Source organism: Salinispora cortesiana (genome assembly GCF_000484695.1).
GTDB lineage: Bacteria > Actinomycetota > Actinomycetes > Mycobacteriales > Micromonosporaceae > Micromonospora > Micromonospora cortesiana.
Window position 1 is genome coordinate 156,548 of the sequence record NZ_AXVR01000002.1, and the last position, 17,373, is coordinate 173,920.

Genomic DNA, 17,373 nt, shown 5'->3' on the forward strand with positions numbered 1-17,373 from the left:
ATTTGTCCGGTATCCATTGAGATGGGGGCGAGGACCACTCTCGGTCGCGCCGGGCAACGGAGCTGGCAGGTCGCCATGGCGCGGAGAGGAGTCGGCCCAACCAGCGGACGAGCCATCTCGGCGCCGGGGTGTGGTTGACTCTGGCGACCAGCCTCCGGTGGGGGGCGCCCACGGACTGTCGGATCGGGAGTGGACCGGCTCTGGACCGGTCCCGTCACCGTGCTCTCCCGGGGTGGCGGCACCGGGTTGCCCTGCATCACTCACCGCGCGCTCCTTGGTCGCCCCCGCTGAGGCTACCGTGTGGTGACAGTGGCGATAAGTTACGGCGGCGGGCCAATTCCGGGACAGGCGGCGATCCTTGACCGGTTCGGGTGATATGCCAGCTCGTATGAAGAACTCGGAGGCTCCCATGACCGCTGTGGGGAACGGCACCCAGACCGCCGGCAGGCCCACCCGCCTGCCCCGGTCCGCCCGCCGCAGACAGCTGCTCGCCGCGGCGCAGGAGGTGTTCGTCGCACAGGGCTACCACGCAGCCGCGATGGACGACATCGCCGAACGCGCAGGGGTCTCCAAGCCGGTGCTGTACCAGCACTTCCCCGGCAAGATGGAGCTCTACCTGGCGCTCCTCGACACCCACTGCGACACGCTCGTGGCGAAGGTGCAGGAAGCGATGCGCGGCACCCTCGACAACAAGGAGCGGGTGAGCGCCTCCGTCCGCGCGTACTTCGACTTCGTTGACCATGAGAGTGAGGCATTCCGCCTGGTCTTCGAGTCCGACCTGCGCAACGACCCCGCGGTACGGCAGCGGGTCGAGCGGGTGGAGCAGGGCTGCATCGCGGCGATCACCGACACGATCATCTCGGATACCGGCGTAAGCCGGGCACACGCGGAGCTACTCGCATCCGGCCTGGTCGGGGCGGCCGAGACGGCGGCGCAGTTCTGGCTGGCCCGAGGGCGGCAGGTGGCGAAGGAGGAGGCGGAGGCGTTGGTCGCCACGCTCTCCTGGCGAGGCATCGCGAGCTTCCCGCTGCAAGGTGAGTCAGCCTGACCGCCGCCCCCGTGATCGGATAGCCTTCGCAAGGCGGCATTCTCGCCCCCAGCGGAGGAGGCACAGTGGAGGTCAAGATCGGCGTGCAGTACGCGCCGCGCGAGCTGGTTCTGGAGAGCGCACAGTCGCCGGCCGAGATTGAGCGGATCGTGACCGACGCCATCGCCGGCGACGGCGGCACCCTCTCCCTCACCGACGAGAAGGGGCGGCGGGTCATCGTTCCGGTCGACAAGGTCGCCTACGTCGAGATCGCCGAGGCGTCCTCCCGGGCGGTCGGATTCACCGTCCGCTGACCAGCGGCCCGCCACGGCAGGTGCCGAGGCACTTGCCGTGGCTCGTGGCCAGCCCGCCGGCCACGAGCGATGCCGACGCCCCGCGCTCCGTGCGCGGGACAGCGGCGAGTCAACCCTGGGGAAAGTCCCTCGGTCCGGCCCCGGGGGCGCGGTAGGCGGTTGGGGCCGCCACGCCGAGTCGTGGCCACCCTCGACGGGTCCCGGCCCCACCCGAAGCTCAGTGCCGGCGAGCGGACCACCCCTCGCCCCTGCCCCGGTAGCCTGCGGTTACCCCCTCGAGCAGGCGAAAGGCGCCGGCTCTCCCCGGCATCACCTGCCGGAATCTGAGCGGCGCCGGGGAGGTTCAGGTAGAATAGAACAGTTGCCGTGGGCACCGACCGACGTTCGATCTCGATCTGGTCCAGCAATCGATCTGGTCCAACGATCGATTAGTTCCCGTTTCGATCTGGTCGCAGCCGGCCCGCGGCGCGCGTGCGGCCCGGTCCGGCTTGGCGATTCGCCACCCGATCGTGTGGCCCGCGCCACACCGTCCGCGCCTCGAGGACTCAACGGGGCGCACCCACGAGAGGGCACCCCCAGTCGAGATGAGCGAACTCACCCACAACCTCATGGATGGCACCGAACTCGCCGCCACCGCATCAGTACGTCCGGAAGCACCCACCTTTGCCGAGTTGGGCGCCCGTAAAGAGACCGTTGACGCGCTGAGCGCCGCCGGGATCACCCGGGCCTTCGCCATCCAGGAGTACGCGCTGCCAATCGCGCTGCGCGGCGTTGACCTGATCGGCCAGGCCCCAACCGGCACCGGCAAGACCCTCGGCTTCGGCGTACCGCTGCTGGAACGGGTCTTCGCTCCCGCCGAGGGCGGCGACGGCACCCCACAGGCGCTGGTCGTCGTACCCACCCGCGAGCTGGGCATCCAGGTCGCCAAGGACCTCCACGCCGCGGGCAGCACCCGTGGCGTGCGGGTGTTGCCGATCTACGGCGGAGTGGCGTACGAACCGCAGATCGAGGCGCTCCGCACGGGTGCGGAGATCCTGGTCGGCACCCCCGGCCGGCTACTCGACCTGGCCAAGCAGAAGCAGTTGCAGCTGGATCGGGTCCGCGCGCTCGTCCTGGACGAGGCCGACCGGATGCTCGACCTGGGCTTCCTCGACGATGTCGAGAAGATTCTGGCGATGCTGCCGGAAGAACGGCAGACGATGCTCTTCTCGGCCACGATGCCGGACCCGATCGTCACGCTGTCCCGGCGCTTCCTGCGCCGGCCGATGACGATTCACGCCGGGCACACCGCCGAGACCGGCCCGTCACCGCAGACCCAGCAGTTGGCCTACCGCACCCACTCACTCAACAAGATCGAGATCGTGGCGCGGATCCTCCAGGCCAAGGAGCGCGGGCTGACCATGATCTTCACCCGGACCAAGCGAGCGGCCGACCGGGTCGCCGCGGACCTGGACTTCCGCGGCTTCGCCGTGGCCGCCGTCCACGGCGACCTCGGCCAGGGTGCCCGGGAGCGGGCACTGCGGGCCTTCCGTACCGGCAAGATCGATACCCTGGTCGCTACCGACGTGGCCGCCCGGGGAATTGATGTCAGCGGCGTTACCCACGTCATCAATTACGACTGCCCGGAGGACCAGGACACGTACACCCACCGGATCGGCCGGACCGGCCGGGCGGGGGCGAGCGGCGTCGCGGTGACCTTCGTCGACTGGGACGACATGCCCCGCTGGCGAATCATCGACAAGACCCTCGGCCTGGAGATGCCGGAGCCGCCGGAGACCTATCACACCTCCCCGCACCTCTATGCCGAGCTGGACATCTCCCCGGAGATCACCGGCACTCTGCCCACCGGTGCACGCACCCGGGCCGGGCTCTCCGCCGAGGTCGAGGAGGACCTCGGCGGACGGTCCCGCCGCGGCGACGGCCGCGGGCCCCGCCGTGGCACGGGCCGGGACCGCCGCCGGGGCCGTGGCGGCGACGCCGGTTCTGGCGCCGGCGCCACCACCGAGCAGGGCGAGGGCGGCGAGACCGCGGAGCGTACCCCCCGCCGGCGGCGACGCCGCCGGGACGGCGAGGTGGTCACCGCCGGCGAGCCCGCGGCGTCAACCGGCGAGACCGGCGAAGCAGCCACCGCCGACTCGTCGGGCACCGCGGCGCCGAAGCCGCGACGCCGTCGGCGGCGCCGCAGCGGTGGCTCCGACACCGGCACGGTCAAGACGGCCGACACCGGCACGGTGGCCAAGACGGCCACCGACTGAGCACGTCGCGTCGCTGCCGACGTCCCTCGCTGGCACCAGCGGGGGGCGTCGCGCGCTGGTGCCAGCGCAGTGCCCCACCGCTCATCCCGGAGGACGACACCATGCCGGAACCCCTACCCGTCGCGCTCGCCGAGGTGCGGACGCTGCTGCTCGACGCCGGGCTCACCCGGGCGGTGGCCGCTGGGCATCGCCGTGGGCTTCGCCCATCGGTGCACCGTGCGGAGCTACGGCCGGTCACCCTCAACTCCGGCCCCCGCCTCCAGGTCATCACCGCGGACGGGAGCGCACCCCACACCCGCAACCTCGTCCGCGGCGCGGAAGCGGAGGCGGCGGTGGACGCGCTGCTGGCCGAGCCCTTCGGCAACTGGCACGTCGAGACCACAGCGACGACCCTGCAGCTCCGAGTCACAAAGTCCGGCGCGGCACAGGTACACCGCACGGCGGCCCCGCCGGCAGCCGAGCCGGTCGGACACGACCGAACGAAGGCCCACCTGCTCGATCCCGGCGACCCGATCTTCACCGTGATCGGTGGGTCAGCCGCCAAGCGGCGGCAGGTGGACGCCTTTCTGCGGGCACTCGCCGCGACGCTCCCGGACGGGCTCCGCGGCCCACTGCGCGTGGTCGATCTGGGTTGTGGGAACGCCTACCTGACCTTCGCCGCGTACCGCTGGTTGACCCAGCAGGGCATCGATGTCCACCTGGTCGGCGTGGACGTCCGCGAGGACCAGCGCCAACGCAACACCGAGCTGGCTCGGTGGCTGGGCTGGGCCGATCAGGTGCGTTTCGTGGCGGGAACGATCACCGATGCGACTGTTGGGCCCGACCCCGATCTGGTGCTGGCCCTGCACGCCTGCGACACCGCCACCGACGAGGCGCTCGCGCGGGCGGTGCAGTGGAGGTCTCGCTGGGTGCTCGCGGCTCCCTGTTGCCACCACGACCTCGCCGCCCAGCTCCGCTCCCAGCCCACCCCGCCCCCGTACGAGCTGCTGACTCGACAGGGCATCCTCCGCGAGCGCTTCGCCGACGTGCTCACCGACGCGATCCGGGCCGGACTGTTACGACTGCACGGGTACCGGGCCGAGGTGGTCGAGTTCGTCGACTCCCGTCACACGCCGCGCAACCTGCTCATCCGGGCCCGCCGCACCGGAGCGCCCCCGACTGGTGAACACTGGGCGCAGTACCGGTCCCTGATCGACCAGTGGCGGGTCACACCGAGGTTGGCGACCCTGCTCGGTGAGCCAGCCGGCGCGACGGTAACCAGTGCCACCAACCGCCCGGCGGGCACCACCACAGACCCCACCGGCTGATCGTTACATCCACAGTGGTCGGTCCCCAATCCGGGCCGCCGTACTACCCTCGAACCACGCACCGTCGAATGTCGAGTGTCGACTCTCGATGATGCGAAGGCCGCACCAGGCCGAGGGAAGGAAGATCAGCTGGGATGACTTCGGGAAAGGGAACCGCACAGGCAGCTTTCGCCCGCTTCGTCCGGCGCGCCATCGACAATGCCCGTGCAGAGCGCGGGTGGACGGTGACCGACCTGGCGGCCCAAACTGGGGTCGGCCGCTCCACCGTCTTCCGCTGGCTCGCCGGTGACTGGCAGGACTACCCCGAGTTGGCCAAGGTGCGGGGCTTCTGCGTCGCGCTCGACCTACCCGTCGCCGCCGCGTTCCGCGCTCTCGGCCTGCCGGAGGCCGGCTCCACGCTGCCTCGGCTCGGCAACGAGGGACCGGTCGAGGCGGATGTCCGGGCGATCCTCGAGCGCCTGGCCGACCCGGCGGTGTCGGTCGAGGAGAAGCACCACATCCGGGACCTGCTGCGTCACCTGGCCCAGCGGCCGGTCCACCGGCCGGATTGAACACTCAACCGGCGACCGCCAGGGCGAGCGGAAGCACCTCCGGCGCGCCCGCCTGACGCAGTTCCCGGGCCACCATCGCCATGGTCCACCCCGAGTCGACGAGGTCGTCAACGAGCAGCACCGGCCCGGCCAGTCCGGCCAGGGCACCGGCCAGCTCCGACGGCAGGGTCACCGAGCCGTGCAGGGCGCGTACCCGTTGGGCGCTGTTGCCGCGTGCTCCGCCCCCGGCGGACACCGCGACGGTGTCGAGCAGCGGCATTCGCCCCACCGCGGCGATCCGCCCGGCGAGTGAGGTGACCAGCCGGGGGTGGCGGGAGCCGACCGCGACCACCCCGACGGGGCGACGCGGCCAGGGATCGGCGCCGTGCGCCCACTCCCGGAGCACCTCCACCACGGCGGCAACCACATCGTCGGGCGCCTCCACGTCGGCCGTGTCCGGCCCGACGAGTTCGCGCAGCCGCCCGCCCCAGCCGAGGTCAGAGAGGCGCCCGACGGCCCGACCAGGCAACGTCTGCTCGGGGAGGGCGATCCGCCCCCGGAGGGGTACATCCACCGCGGCAAGGCCGGTTGGCCAGAGCTTCTTAGGGGTGATCCCGACACCGGGGCGACCGAGGAAGGCCTCGGCCGCCCGCAGGGCGTCCTCGGACAGCTCCTCGGTGAAGGTCGGTGCGGCACACCGGTCGCATCGGCCGCAGTCGGTTGCCCCAGCGTCGTCCAGGCACTCCCGCAGATAGCGAAGGCGGCAGCCGGAGGTGGTCGCGTACTCCCGCATCGCCGACTGTTCGGCGGTGCGGGCCGCGGCGACCCGACGCAACCGGACCTCGTCATAGGTCCAGGGTTCACCGGTGGCGATCCAGCCACCGCGTACCCGGCGGACCGCACCGTCAACGTCCAGAACCTTGAGCATCAGCTCCAACCGGGTACGGCGCAGGTCCACGATCGGCTCGAGCGCGGGCGTGGAGCGGGGGCGGTCGGTGGACAGGGCGGCCAGCACCGACCGCACCTGATCCTCCGGCGGGAAGGCCAGCGCGGCGAAGTATCGCCAGATCGCGGCGTCCTCGGCACCGCCGGGCAGGAGCAGCACCTCGGCGTGGGCGACGGCCCGGCCGGCCCGGCCGACCTGCTGGTAGTACGCGATCGGCGACGGTGGCGCGCCGAGGTGCACCACGAACCCGAGGTCGGGCTTGTCGAAACCCATCCCGAGCGCGCTTGTGGCCACCAATGCCTTGATCTTGTTGTCGAGGAGATCCTGCTCGGCGGCGCGACGGTCCGCGTCGTCGGCCTGGCCGGTGTACGAGGCCACGGAGTAGCCCCGGGACCGGAGGAAGTCGGCGGTCTCCGCCGCCGCGGCCACTGTCAAGGTGTAGATGATGCCGGAGCCGGGGAGTTCGTCCAGATGGTCGGCGAGCCAGGCCAGCCGGTACGCCGGGCCGGGCAGGTCGACCACGCCGAGCCGCAGCGACTCCCGGTCCAGGCTGCCCCGCAGCACCAGGGTCTCGGGCCCCGCCCCGAGCCGGGACGCCGCACCGAGCTGCTCGGCGACGTCCTTGGTGACCCGGGCGTTGGCGGTGGCCGTGGTGGCGAGCACCGGCGTGCCGGCCGGCAGGTTGCCGAGGAATGTCCGCAGTCGGCGATAGTCGGGGCGGAAGTCGTGCCCCCAGTCGGAGACGCAGTGCGCCTCGTCCACCACGAGCAGCCCGGTGGTGGCTGCCAGCTTCGGCAGCACGGTATCCCGGAAGTCCGGGTTGTTGAGCCGTTCCGGGCTGATCAGAAGCACGTCCACCGCCCCGGCGTGGATCTCCCCGGTGATCTCGTCCCACTCGTCGAGGTTCGCGGAGTTGATGGTCCGGGCCCGGATCCCGGCCCGGGCAGCCGCATCGACCTGGTTCCGCATCAACGCCAGCAACGGGGAGACGATCACCGTCGGTCCGTGCTCGCCGGACGTCCGCAGCAGCGCGGTGGCCACGAAGTAGACTGCTGACTTACCCCAACCGGTGCGCTGGACGCAGAGCACCCGCCGCCGGTCGACCACCAGCGCCTCGATCGCCCGCCACTGGTCGTCGCGGAGCCGGGCGTCTTCTCCGGCCAGCCGGCGCAGCACCGTTTCTGCCTGCTCGCGTACCGCCGTTCGATCCTGACCCATCAGACATTTCTACCAGTGCCTCCCGCGCTGGCGAGGACGGCCGGTTTTGCCGGGCTATGAAATGATCGACTGTGCTTTCCCCCAATAGTTTGCGAGGCAGCACGCATGACCCAGCGCACCTCCGCCACCCCCCTGATCCGGCGGACCGCCGTCGGATCAGCCGCCTTCCTGACCGCTGGCCTACTACTGGCGGGTTGCGGCGTGGTGGACAAGGAGCCGTCCGCGGCCCCCAGCACCCCGGCTACCCCGAAGCAAACCCTGCTCGCCGCGGTGCCGGACGAGAAGACGCCGGCGTTCCGCTTCTCCGGCACGGAAACCGACGGCACGGCCCTCTCCGGCGTCGTTGACCCGACGAACAGCGGCATGGAGATGGTTCTCACCATGTCCGAGGACATGAACGGGGGCGAGTTGAGCATAGCGATGTCCATGCGAGCGCTTGACCAGGACCTCTGGATGCAGGTGGACTTCGGGGAGACGACCGAGCTGTACGACCTCCTCGGAGTTAAGCAGAAGCAGTGGGTGGATCTCGACCAGAGCAAGCTCGCCGACGACTCACTGACGTATGAAATCGCCGATGTCGGCAACACCGGAGTGATCATCAGAGCGTCCGACGATGTGCAGGAGCAGGCCGATGGCTCTTACACCGGCACCGTCGACCTGACCGATGATCCGCTGGCCACCGAGGCGTTGTTTGACGGGGACATCTCGGAGCTGGGCGACGCGGCGGCGTCGATTCCGTTCACCGCAGCGATCGGAGCCGACGGCAACCTCGAGACGCTGTCCATCGAACTTCCCGGAGTCGGCGAACAACCCGCCGGCGAGTACATGGTGAAGTATTTCGACTACGGCAAGGCGCCGGCGATCACTCCGCCCACCGGTGACGTGGTGCCAGCGCCCGCCGAGGTCTACGAGCTACTGGGCTAGGGAGCCGACGGCGGCGGGGTGCCGCCGTCGTCACCGACCCAGGACCGACCCACCGTTGACGCCGAGGACCTGCCCGGTGACGTAGCCGGCGGCGGGGCCGGCGAGGTAGCGGACTGCCGCTGCGATGTCGTCCGGGGTGCCAGCCCGACCGACCAACGTGGCCGCGACCCGCCGGTCGTGTCCCTCGGCAGTCATCCGGCCGCCGAAGAAGTCGGTGTCCGCGACATACCCGGGGCTGACCACGTTGACCGTGATCTGCTCCGGCCCGAGCCGCACCGCCAGGTCGTACGCCCAGCCGTGTAGCGCGGCCTTCGCCGCAGAGTACGGCCCACCTCCGCCCCGCTGCGCCGCGATCGAGCTGACCAGAATCACCCGGCCACCGGGACGCCGCAGCACCGGCCGCAGCGCCTCGGTGAGCAGGACGGCGGTGAGAACGTTCGCCTCGAGATTGACCCGCCACTGCTCGGCGACCCCGGCCAGGGTGTCGGGCTCCCCACCGAGGTAGCCCCCGGCGTTGTTGACAACCGCGTCCACCGCCCGGCCTTCGACCGCCTCGACCACCCGGGGAACCTGCTGCGGATCGGTCAGGTCCGCCACCACCGCCCGGACCGCGCCGGGTCGGTCGAGGTCCCAGGAGAGTCGGGCCGCGGTGGCCCGCAGCGCCTCCTCCCGCCGGCCCACGACGAGCACGTCGAAACCGTCAACGGCGAGCGCCTCCGCGGTGGCTGCCCCGATCCCGGTGCCACCCCCACTGATCACGGCCAGCCGCTCGCCCATGCACTGTCCTCCTTCGAAGCCCACCGTCGATCAGGAGGTTAGCGGGGTGCGCCCGTGCCGGGGTGCCACCGGCCGCAGGTTGGCCTGAAACGCCCACAGAAGGCCGATTTCTCGTCGCTGGTCGGCCCTCCAGAGTGCCATTTCCACCCCATCATCTAAGGCGAAAAGTGAAGATTGTCGGGTGCATTGGCTGTTGCGGCGCCCCGTTCGACTGGTGCCGATCGGGTTCGGCGCAACGATCCTCATCGGCACCTTCCTGCTGATGCTGCCATGGGCGACCGGCCAGCAGCGGCACACCCCGTTCGTCACCGCCCTCTTCACCTCGGCCTCCGCGGTCTCGGTGACCGGCCTGGCCGTGGTGGACACGCCGAACTACTGGAACGACTTCGGCCTGGCGGTGATCACCATCCTCACCCAGGTCGGTGGTCTCGGCATCGTGACCGGCGCCACCCTGGTCATCCTGGTGGTGTCCCACCGACTCGGGCTGCGTAACCGGCTACTCGTGCAGGCCGAGACCGCCGAGTTTGGGCTCGGTGATGTCCGTCGGTTGCTGTTTCGGATCGCCGCCATCGCACTGACCGCCGAGGCGGTCATCGCCGTCATCCTGACGCTCCGCCTGTGGGTTCGGTACGACTACGCCTTCGGCGAGGCGCTCTGGGTCGGTGTCTTCCATGCCGTCCAGGCCTTCAACAACGGTGGCTTCGCCCTCTACAGCGACGGCTTGCTCGGGTTCTCCAGCGACGCCTGGCTCATCCTGCCGATGGCGTTCGGGGCACTCCTCGGCGGACTCGGCTTCCCGGCCCTGTTCGAGGCCGTCCGGGGTCGGCGACACCCAACCCGCTGGTCGATCTCCACCAAGCTCACCATCTGGGGCAGCCTGACCCTGCTGAGCGTCGGCTTCCTCGCCCTGCTGGCCGCCGAATGGTCCAACCCCTACACCCTGGGCATCCGCCCGTGGCCGGAGAAGCTCCTCGCCGCGTTCGCCCAGAACGCGTTCTTCCGGACCGGCGGGTTCCACGTGATCAACATCGAGGCGCTCGGCGAGGAGAGCATCCCGGCGATCACCGCGCTGATGTTCATCGGCGGCGGCAGCGCCAGCACCGCCGGCGGCATCAAGGTCAGTACCTTCTTCCTCCTCGCCTTCGTGATCTGGGCCGAGCTACGGGGCGAGCCGGATGTCACCATCCGCCATCGCCGAATCGCCACCGCCAGCCAACGGCAGGCGGTCACGGTGGCGCTGCTCGGCGTGGCACTCGTGTTCGCCGGCACGGTGACGTTGATCCTGCTGACCGAGGGGATGCCACACCACGTGGCGCTCTTCGAGGTGACCTCGGCCTTCAGCACCGCCGGCCTCTCTCTCGGCATCGCGCCCAACCTGCCCGACGCCGGGCAGTACGTACTTGTTGTCCTGATGTACATCGGTCGGGTCGGGTCGCTGACCCTGGGGTCGGCACTCGCGCTGAACACCCGACGACGCCTGTACCGCTACCCGGAGGAGCAACCCCTTGTCGGCTAGGAAAGACCAACACAGCGGGGTCATCGTGGTGGGGCTCGGACGCTTCGGCTCCCAGGTCGCCGACACGCTCGTGCAGCTCGAGCATCCGGTACTCGCCATCGACCAGGACGCGGAGCGGGTGCAGCGGTGGGCCGACCGAATCGACCGGGTGGTGCAGGCCGATGCCACCGAAGAGGGGGCGCTGCGCCAGCTCGGCGCGGAAGACCTCGAACGCGCCGTGGTGTCCATCGGAGCCTCGTTGGAGGCGAGCGTACTGTCCGTTCTAGCCCTCGTTGACCTGGGGATACCACAGATCTGGGCGCGGGCCCGCTCGCCGGAGCACGCGAAGATCCTCACCTCGGTCGGGGCCCACCACGTAATCTTCCCGGAGGCGGAGGCCGGCGAACGGCTGGCCCATCTCATCGTCAGCCGGATGCTGGACTTCATGGAGTTCGGCGACGACTTCGCGATCGCCAAGGTCCGCACCCCGGAGAGCCTCACCGGCCGCCCACTGCGCGAGCTGAACCCGGAGGACCGCCACGGAGTACGGGTGGTCGCGGCGAAGCTGGCCGGGAAGCGGTTCCAGGCGGCCACCGGCGACACCGTGCTGGCCTCGGGGAGCATGCTGATCGTGGAGGGCAGCATCGAGCAGGTGCAGTCGTTCGCCGCGCTCAGCTGACCCCGGCGGAGGCGGCGTCGATCACGCGGTCGCGAGCAGCTGGTCCACCGGGGCGTAGTCATCGGTCAACACCAACGCGTCGCCAACGAACTCCTGCAGCGCCGCACCGTCCAGCACGACCGCACCTGGGTCCACCTCGCGCAGCCGCTCTCGGAGCGCGGCCAGCGGCAACGGCGCGTCCGAGGCGACGATGACGAAGTTGGACCCCTGCTCACCGGCGATCGCGGCCGGCGGGGCGATCAGGGCCACCTGCCGGAACTCGGCCGCGACGGTGGCCACCTCACTGCGAATGAAGCGCAGCGGCGGATAGTCGATGACGTTCTGCACGTAGCCGCCGCCAGGACGGATCACCCGGCGGATCTCAGCGGCCATCTCCTGGGTGGCGAGGTGCCACGGCACCACCAGATGCCCGAACGCGTCCCCCACCACCAGGTCCTGACTCTCCGCCGACTCGGCGGCGACCAGCATCCGGGCGTCCCCCACCTCCGCGCGCAGCTCCGGCCCCGGACGCACGCCGAGCTTCTCCTCGCCCAGCTCGACCAGCCCGCCGTCGATCTCGAAGACCACGTTCTCGGTGCCCGGCCGGGTGGCAGTCAGATACCGCGGCATGGTGAAACCACCTCCGCCTAGGTGCAGCGCGTCCAGCCGACGACCCGCCGGTGCGATGACATCGGCGACCGCCCCGATCCACCGGGTGTACGCGTACTCCAGGTGGGTCGGGTCGGCCAGGTCCACGTACGAGTGCCGGGCCGAATTGAGCAGCAGCGTACGCCCGCTCGCCCGGCCTGGGTCGGTCTCGACGCGGGCGCAGTGGTAGGCCGTCTCGATGTCACACGGGTTCGGGGCGACCGTGGTCAGTCCGGCGCCGAGCAGGCCGAGCACGGCCAGGCTGGCCGACACCCGGGCCGGTCCGGTCAGCTGCTCGCCCGCCGTCCGCCTCAACCACCCGCCGAGGATCAGCCCGGTAAGCCCCAGGGAGACCGCCAGGCCGAGCAGGATCACCGTGCTGGGCAACGCGGCCACCAACACGAAGCCGGTGACCAGGGTGGCGGTGACCGCACCCAGGGTGCCGATCGAGGAGAGCCGGCCGACGACTTGGCCGGTCCGGCGCAGGTCGGACAGCTGCAGTTTGACCACCATCGGGGTGACTGCCGACAGCAGCATCGCCGGTACGAAGACGGCCAGCGCGACGAGCAGCAGGATCGCGGAGGCCGCCCCGCCCCGCAGCACCTCCCCGGCGTACCGGACCGCGGGCAGGGTCACCGCGGTGGCGATCCCGGCCAGCACCAGCGCCGGGGCCAGCAGGGTACGCGGGTCCCGGCGGTCCGCCAGCCACCCGCCGGCCCACGCCCCGTACGCGATCGCGGCCAACGCGATGCCGATCACCGAGCTGGTCACCTGGAGGGTCACCCCGACGTACGGACCGACCAGGCGCAGCGCGGCTGTCTCCAGCACCAGAACCGCGCCGCTGGAGAAGAAGACCAGAAACGCGGCCAGCCCCTTGGGCAGGGCCGGACCGGTCGCCGACCCGAGTTGGGCCGACCGGACGGGAGTCTGGGACGAGGCGGAGTTCACCCGCGCGATGGTACGCAGTGAGATGGGCCGCCCGAGTCAGTACATCGAAACATGAACGTGGTTGGTGTGGTCAGCAGCGGGGCTGCCGCCGCCGCTATATGCTCGCCAACCGGTATTCGGCATCCATATCTGCCTATACCAGATGACGTACATCACACCGAGTCGGCTCGCGTTGTTCTTCAGGTAGGTCGCCAGCTGGTCACCGTAGGCCTTGTCGCCGCCGGTCGCCGTGACGTTCTCGAACCCACCGGAGGCGGCGGCGAAGTCACAGGCCTTCCCCTTCGGGTGCTCGCCACCACCGCCGCTGCGATAACAGGAGACGTGCCGTTTGAAACCGTCCGCCTGGGACTGCTTGAGCATGTGCAGGGTGCGCGGAGAGATGCAGCCGGAGGTGGTCGGGTCATCGACCGAGCAGGACTCCGACGGCCAGGAGCCGTTCGAATTCCGGGGCGCCGACGCGGCGCTGGCCGAACCGCCACCGAAGCCGGAGCCGCCACCCGAGCTGACTGCGGCGAGCGCCACCTCCGCCGCCTTCTTGTTCTTCGCCAGGACGTCGAGCTGCTTCTCCTGCTCGCGGATCTCGGTGTCAATCGCGACCTTGGCGTTCTTCGCCGTCTCCCGAACCTCGGTCAGCTCGCGCACCCGACGGCCGTCCCGCCGGGCCATCACGTCCAGATTCATCGCCCGATTCAGAAACTCATCGGGCGACGCGCTCTCCAACAATGTCGCCATCGGGGTGAGTCGGCCCAACCGGTACGACTGCGCGGCCACCACGCCAACCTGGGCGGTCAGGTCGGTCAGCCGCGCCTCGACCATCTTCAGCTCCGTGGTCAGCTCCTTCTGCCGACGCTTGGAGTTCTTCAGCTTGGCCGTGGCGTCGATGTGCGCCTTGGCGGCGGCCGTCAGCGCAGTCCGCAACTTCTCGCTGCCACCCTCCCCCGGCTCGGCCTGGGCCGGCACGGCACCGAGCAGCACCGCCACCGCCGCGGCCACCGCCACGGCGAGGACAGTCAGCGGACGGGAACCCCCGCGGGGCGGGACTGTGCGCACAGTGGATCCTTCCCGAGTGCCGTCAGCCCCCACGAACTCCGCTGGTCGGTGGTCCCATCGACGCCGTACGGCGGCCAGCGGGCGGAGACCGTCGGCCACAATACCGGACCGACCACCGCTGCGAGGACCCCAAATCCGCTGGCTCGATACGGTCTGACTCTGGGTGGCGCGCGCCCTCACGCTCCGCCGAAGAAAGCCTCCCGGACCGCCACCCAGATCCGCTCATCCGCGGCGACGAGCAGGCCCTGCCCCTCGACGCCCGGGTGGTACTCGGCTCCGTCGAAGCGCCGGGCGACCCCACCGGCGGCCCGGACCAGATGAGTGCCGGGTACGTGGTCCCAGGGCAGGGTGTGCCAGTAGAGCACGAACTGCTGCACCCCGAGGAGCATGTCCAGGTACTCCCGCCCGGCGCAGTGCTGGCCGGGCAGGAGCTCGCCCAGCTGCGCACCGGCCGCCTCCACCCGCGGACGCAGGGCCGCCGGCAGGTAGCGAGACATCGCCGAGCCCCGTAGCCGGTCCAGGTCAGCCGGCGCTCCGGTGGTACGCACCGCACGCCCGTTGACGTACGCCCCCACACCGGGTTGCGTGGCAGCGAGCGTGCCGACCACCGGGTCAAACATCCACGCGGCGCTCGGTTCTCCGTCGATCAACAGGGCCACCATCAGTGCGAACGGCGGGCGACCGGCAGCGAAGTTGCCGGTGCCGTCGATTGGGTCCACCAGCCACACGGGGCCGGAGCGGTGCAGGTGCCGCAGAAGCTCCGGGTCCTCGGCGACGGCCTCCTCACCGACCACCACCGAGTCTGGCCGCAGCCGGCGCAGACCCGCCGAGATCAGCTCCTCCGCCCGCCGGTCGGCGACGGTAACGAGGTCGCCGGGGGCCTTCTCCTCGATGTCGGCTTCGTCCAGCTGGCGGAACAGCGGCAGCACAACCTGGTCAGCCGCCGTTCGCAGGAGCATGCCGACCTCGTCGAACAGGTTCTCAGTCACGGGCGGGACGTCGCTTCTCGACCGCCTCCCGGACCACCGTCTTCCTCATCTCCCCGTTCTACCGCCTCCCGGGCTCCGCCGGGCTCGTCCGGGAAATCCTCGCCGACCGACAGCGGCGTACCTGTACGCCAGCGGAGAGTCTTGTCCCTGGCGATGAGCTCCGCGTCCATGATGGGTCATCAGCCTCGATCATCGAGGCTGAGCAACACGCCGCCGACAATCCGTATACAACCTTACGATTGCTGGCTTTCGTACGCCTTATTTACTAGCAGGTAAGGTGCCGGTTCTTGTTCATAATGCGAGTCGAGTTCCTTGTATCGACACGACTGTCGGCCCCAAAGCAGGCTCGCCACGTTAAGGGATAAGCAAATCATGCGGGTACCGACAAGAGCTATTTCCCTAGTTTTACGGATACCCAAAATGCATTGGACGCGCATCATCGTAGCGACACTACGACTCTCGGGATGAAGGGTGAATATATTGAATCCGTTTCGATAACGTAACGGATTCAACAATAATCCCGGCGCTGGGTTCCCTGATCAACCTACGAATGCCTTCTTCATCGAGGGGGAGCGTAGCCCTGATATCGTTCCAAGGGATCCGAATTGAACGTCGTGAGAGGTGTGCGGAGTGGAACCCCTTTTGAAGCGTGAAAATAAATTTGTGCTTGATGTTGTACGGGCGGCATTGGGGCTGATTTCGCGAGATATGCTCGCCATCTCGATAGGCGTCAGCCAGGATCGGGTCATGCTGTATTTTGTGGTCCGGGAGCGCAATCATCAGGTCGATGAGGACATCGAGGACATAATTTTCGAGTTGTACACCCTTCAGAGTGGTCCCATTGAGGTTGATTTATCTGTTCATGTAGGCTTGCCGAATACCGAATGGCCAGGAATCTCAGGTCGTCGCGTTTTCGTTGCCAAGGATGCCATGGAATAGTGGGTGGCGCATTGGTTTGAGTGAGCGAATCGGCGGCTATTGGCGCTGTTGCCGTGATGGTGGCAGGTGGCGTGGGTTCTGATTCACCACCCTCATTGGTAGAAAATTTAGTCATCCGAGGACTTCGTTGGCGGTCGCTGTCCACTGGAACGGGCGGGGTTGGCGTTCCAGGCCACGATGTAGTGGCGGATAGCACGGATCAGGTCCTGCACGGAGGAGAAGGTGCCGCGCCGGATGCCTGCCGGGTGGCAATGCCGAACCAGGTCTCAATCGGCAACAGCGGCTGCGTCCGGTCGAGGGCTTTGATCTGGGTCTTCTCATCGAGGCTGAGTACGACCGCGCCACCAGGCGGGTCCAAATACAAACCGACGATGTCGTAGACCTTCGCCGCGAATGCCGGATCCATACCGAGCTTGAACGTGCCAGACCCCAGAATCGCGAGACACTAGTACGGCAGCCGCCGTTCGGGATCATGGCTGGGGTTCGAGGTTGAGGCGGCGTGTGTAGTGGGCTCGTCGGGCTCGGGCTTGATGTCGTCGTCGCCATCCTGACCAGTGCAAACGGTGGGTGAGGTCATTGATCGGGCGGATGATGCAGGCGTTGATCAGGCGGCGGGTCTCGTTGACCGTGAGTGTGATCAGGCCGGTATCGGTGTGGTCCTGGTCGGCGGCGCAGATCGTCAGGACGGCGAGGGCGGCCAGGGTGAGGGTGGTGAACCTGTGCCAGGAGTCCCAGCGGCGGACCTGGTGCTGGTCCAGACCGACCTGGCTCTTGGCGGCCTGGAAGCTCTCCTCGATGCTCCAGCGGATGCCCGCGACCCGCACGAGTTGGGCGAGGGCGGCCGGTTTCGGGGTCCAGCAGCGGTAGAAGGCCAGTTCACCGGTGGTGGTGTTCTTCCTGATCAGGAGGCTGTGCTGGCCGCCGTCGTCGGGGTCGGCGTCGGTGCACACGTCATCGAGCCAGGCCCAGTCGTAGAAGCGTGGGCCTTTGGACCCGGCGCCCGCGCTGCGGCGATGCCACGCCGAGTTCGACAGATCAGCGGCGATCCGGTCGACGCGCAGGTGGGTCTTGCCGCCGTCGATGGGCACCACGTGGCGGCACGAGACCGCAAGGACGTAGCCGATCCCGTGTTCACGCAGGCCAGCGCGGAAGACACTGCTGTTGCCGTAAGCCTCGTCCGCGGCCACCCACCCGGCCGGCACCCCCGCCTTCAGCGCCGCGGTGATCATCTCGCCGGCCAACTCCGGCTTGGTCGCGAACTCGATGTCCTCGGGCACGCCGGCAGCTGCGCAGCGGTCCCGGTCGTCGGTCCACGACGCCGGCAGATACACCCGCCGGTCGATCAGGG

At 69.3% G+C, this 17,373-nt stretch carries 15 protein-coding genes and 1 pseudogene; 9 read left to right on the forward strand and 7 right to left on the reverse strand.

Going from position 1 to position 17,373, the window contains the following annotated elements:
- The first annotated feature begins 388 nt into the window (after positions 1–388).
- The 5 genes from K228_RS0102350 (at position 389) to K228_RS0102370 (ending at position 5,454) form a co-directional block, all read left to right on the forward strand.
- Positions 389–1,048 carry a TetR/AcrR family transcriptional regulator gene (locus K228_RS0102350; RefSeq protein ID WP_025616955.1) on the forward strand — a complete coding sequence of 220 codons (660 nt, stop codon included), beginning with the start codon at positions 389–391 and terminating at the stop codon, positions 1,046–1,048.
- A gap of 65 nt (positions 1,049–1,113) precedes the next feature.
- Positions 1,114–1,341, forward strand: coding sequence for a DUF3107 domain-containing protein (locus K228_RS0102355; RefSeq protein ID WP_018218186.1), 228 nt, complete (start codon positions 1,114–1,116; stop codon positions 1,339–1,341).
- Positions 1,342–1,925: 584 nt separating this feature from the next.
- A complete protein-coding gene (locus K228_RS0102360; RefSeq protein WP_025616956.1) occupies positions 1,926–3,596 on the forward strand; it encodes a DEAD/DEAH box helicase in 1,671 nt (556 codons plus the stop codon).
- 101 nt (positions 3,597–3,697) lie between these two features.
- Positions 3,698–4,903, forward strand: coding sequence for a class I SAM-dependent methyltransferase (locus K228_RS0102365; protein ID WP_025616957.1), 1,206 nt, complete (start codon positions 3,698–3,700; stop codon positions 4,901–4,903).
- Between the two features lie 134 nt (positions 4,904–5,037).
- The gene (locus K228_RS0102370; protein ID WP_025616958.1) at positions 5,038–5,454 is read left to right on the forward strand and encodes a helix-turn-helix domain-containing protein; all 417 of its coding nucleotides are present in this window, start codon (positions 5,038–5,040) and stop codon (positions 5,452–5,454) included.
- Between the two features lie 4 nt (positions 5,455–5,458).
- Here K228_RS0102370 and K228_RS0102375 read toward each other — a convergent pair whose 3' ends face one another.
- On the reverse strand, positions 5,459–7,597 hold the full coding sequence (locus tag K228_RS0102375) for a RecQ family ATP-dependent DNA helicase (protein ID WP_025616959.1): 2,139 nt from the start codon (positions 7,595–7,597) through the stop codon (positions 5,459–5,461).
- Positions 7,598–7,702: 105 nt separating this feature from the next.
- On the opposite strand from K228_RS0102375, the gene K228_RS0102380 reads away from it, so the two are divergent.
- Entirely contained in the window at positions 7,703–8,521 is an 819-nt protein-coding gene (locus K228_RS0102380) for a hypothetical protein (RefSeq protein ID WP_025616960.1), read from the forward strand.
- A gap of 30 nt (positions 8,522–8,551) precedes the next feature.
- On the opposite strand, the gene K228_RS0102385 is transcribed toward K228_RS0102380, so the two are convergent.
- Positions 8,552–9,298, reverse strand: a complete 747-nt coding sequence (locus K228_RS0102385; RefSeq protein ID WP_025616961.1) for an SDR family NAD(P)-dependent oxidoreductase — start codon at positions 9,296–9,298, stop codon at positions 8,552–8,554.
- Positions 9,299–9,479: 181 nt separating this feature from the next.
- Here K228_RS0102385 and K228_RS0102390 point away from each other — a divergent pair, with 181 nt between their 5' ends.
- Both K228_RS0102390 and K228_RS0102395 read left to right on the forward strand, forming a co-directional pair.
- Positions 9,480–10,814: a TrkH family potassium uptake protein gene (locus K228_RS0102390; protein WP_025616962.1), complete on the forward strand. Its 1,335-nt coding sequence runs from the start codon at positions 9,480–9,482 to the stop codon at positions 10,812–10,814.
- Positions 10,804–11,472, forward strand: a complete 669-nt coding sequence (locus tag K228_RS0102395; protein ID WP_025616963.1) for a potassium channel family protein — start codon at positions 10,804–10,806, stop codon at positions 11,470–11,472. Before K228_RS0102390 ends, K228_RS0102395 begins: the two co-directional genes overlap by 11 nt.
- A 21-nt stretch (positions 11,473–11,493) precedes the next feature.
- Here K228_RS0102395 and K228_RS0102400 read toward each other — a convergent pair whose 3' ends face one another.
- The 3 genes from K228_RS0102400 to K228_RS0102410 form a co-directional block, all read right to left on the reverse strand.
- Positions 11,494–13,047, reverse strand: a complete 1,554-nt coding sequence (locus tag K228_RS0102400) for a fused MFS/spermidine synthase (protein ID WP_025616964.1) — start codon at positions 13,045–13,047, stop codon at positions 11,494–11,496.
- Positions 13,048–13,083: 36 nt separating this feature from the next.
- A complete protein-coding gene (locus tag K228_RS0102405; RefSeq protein ID WP_025616965.1) occupies positions 13,084–14,097 on the reverse strand; it encodes a coiled-coil domain-containing protein in 1,014 nt (337 codons plus the stop codon).
- Between the two features lie 176 nt (positions 14,098–14,273).
- Positions 14,274–15,086: an inositol monophosphatase family protein gene (locus tag K228_RS0102410; protein ID WP_025616966.1), complete on the reverse strand. Its 813-nt coding sequence runs from the start codon at positions 15,084–15,086 to the stop codon at positions 14,274–14,276.
- 630 nt (positions 15,087–15,716) lie between these two features.
- Between K228_RS0102410 and K228_RS0102415 the strand changes: the two genes are divergently transcribed.
- Complete coding sequence (locus K228_RS0102415; RefSeq protein ID WP_245603402.1) at positions 15,717–16,025, forward strand: hypothetical protein; 309 nt, start codon at positions 15,717–15,719, stop codon at positions 16,023–16,025.
- 268 nt (positions 16,026–16,293) lie between these two features.
- Here the strand turns inward: K228_RS0102415 and K228_RS29325 are convergent.
- Both K228_RS29325 and K228_RS0102425 read right to left on the reverse strand, forming a co-directional pair.
- Positions 16,294–16,446, reverse strand: a pseudogene (locus K228_RS29325) (IS630 family transposase); the annotation flags it as partial.
- 49 nt (positions 16,447–16,495) lie between these two features.
- The coding region (locus K228_RS0102425) for an IS701 family transposase (RefSeq protein WP_025616969.1) at positions 16,496–17,373 on the reverse strand (878 nt) is incomplete at its 5' end.

Coding starts and splice junctions, on each gene's coding strand:
- K228_RS0102375 (WP_025616959.1), bottom strand. CDS start 7,597: ATGGGTCAGGATCGAACGGCGGTACGCGAGCAGGCAGAAACGGTGCTG.
- K228_RS0102360 (WP_025616956.1), top strand. CDS start 1,926: ATGAGCGAACTCACCCACAACCTCATGGATGGCACCGAACTCGCCGCC.
- K228_RS0102370 (WP_025616958.1), top strand. CDS start 5,038: ATGACTTCGGGAAAGGGAACCGCACAGGCAGCTTTCGCCCGCTTCGTC.
- K228_RS0102365 (WP_025616957.1), top strand. CDS start 3,698: ATGCCGGAACCCCTACCCGTCGCGCTCGCCGAGGTGCGGACGCTGCTG.
- K228_RS0102350 (WP_025616955.1), top strand. CDS start 389: ATGAAGAACTCGGAGGCTCCCATGACCGCTGTGGGGAACGGCACCCAG.
- K228_RS0102385 (WP_025616961.1), bottom strand. CDS start 9,298: ATGGGCGAGCGGCTGGCCGTGATCAGTGGGGGTGGCACCGGGATCGGG.
- K228_RS0102380 (WP_025616960.1), top strand. CDS start 7,703: ATGACCCAGCGCACCTCCGCCACCCCCCTGATCCGGCGGACCGCCGTC.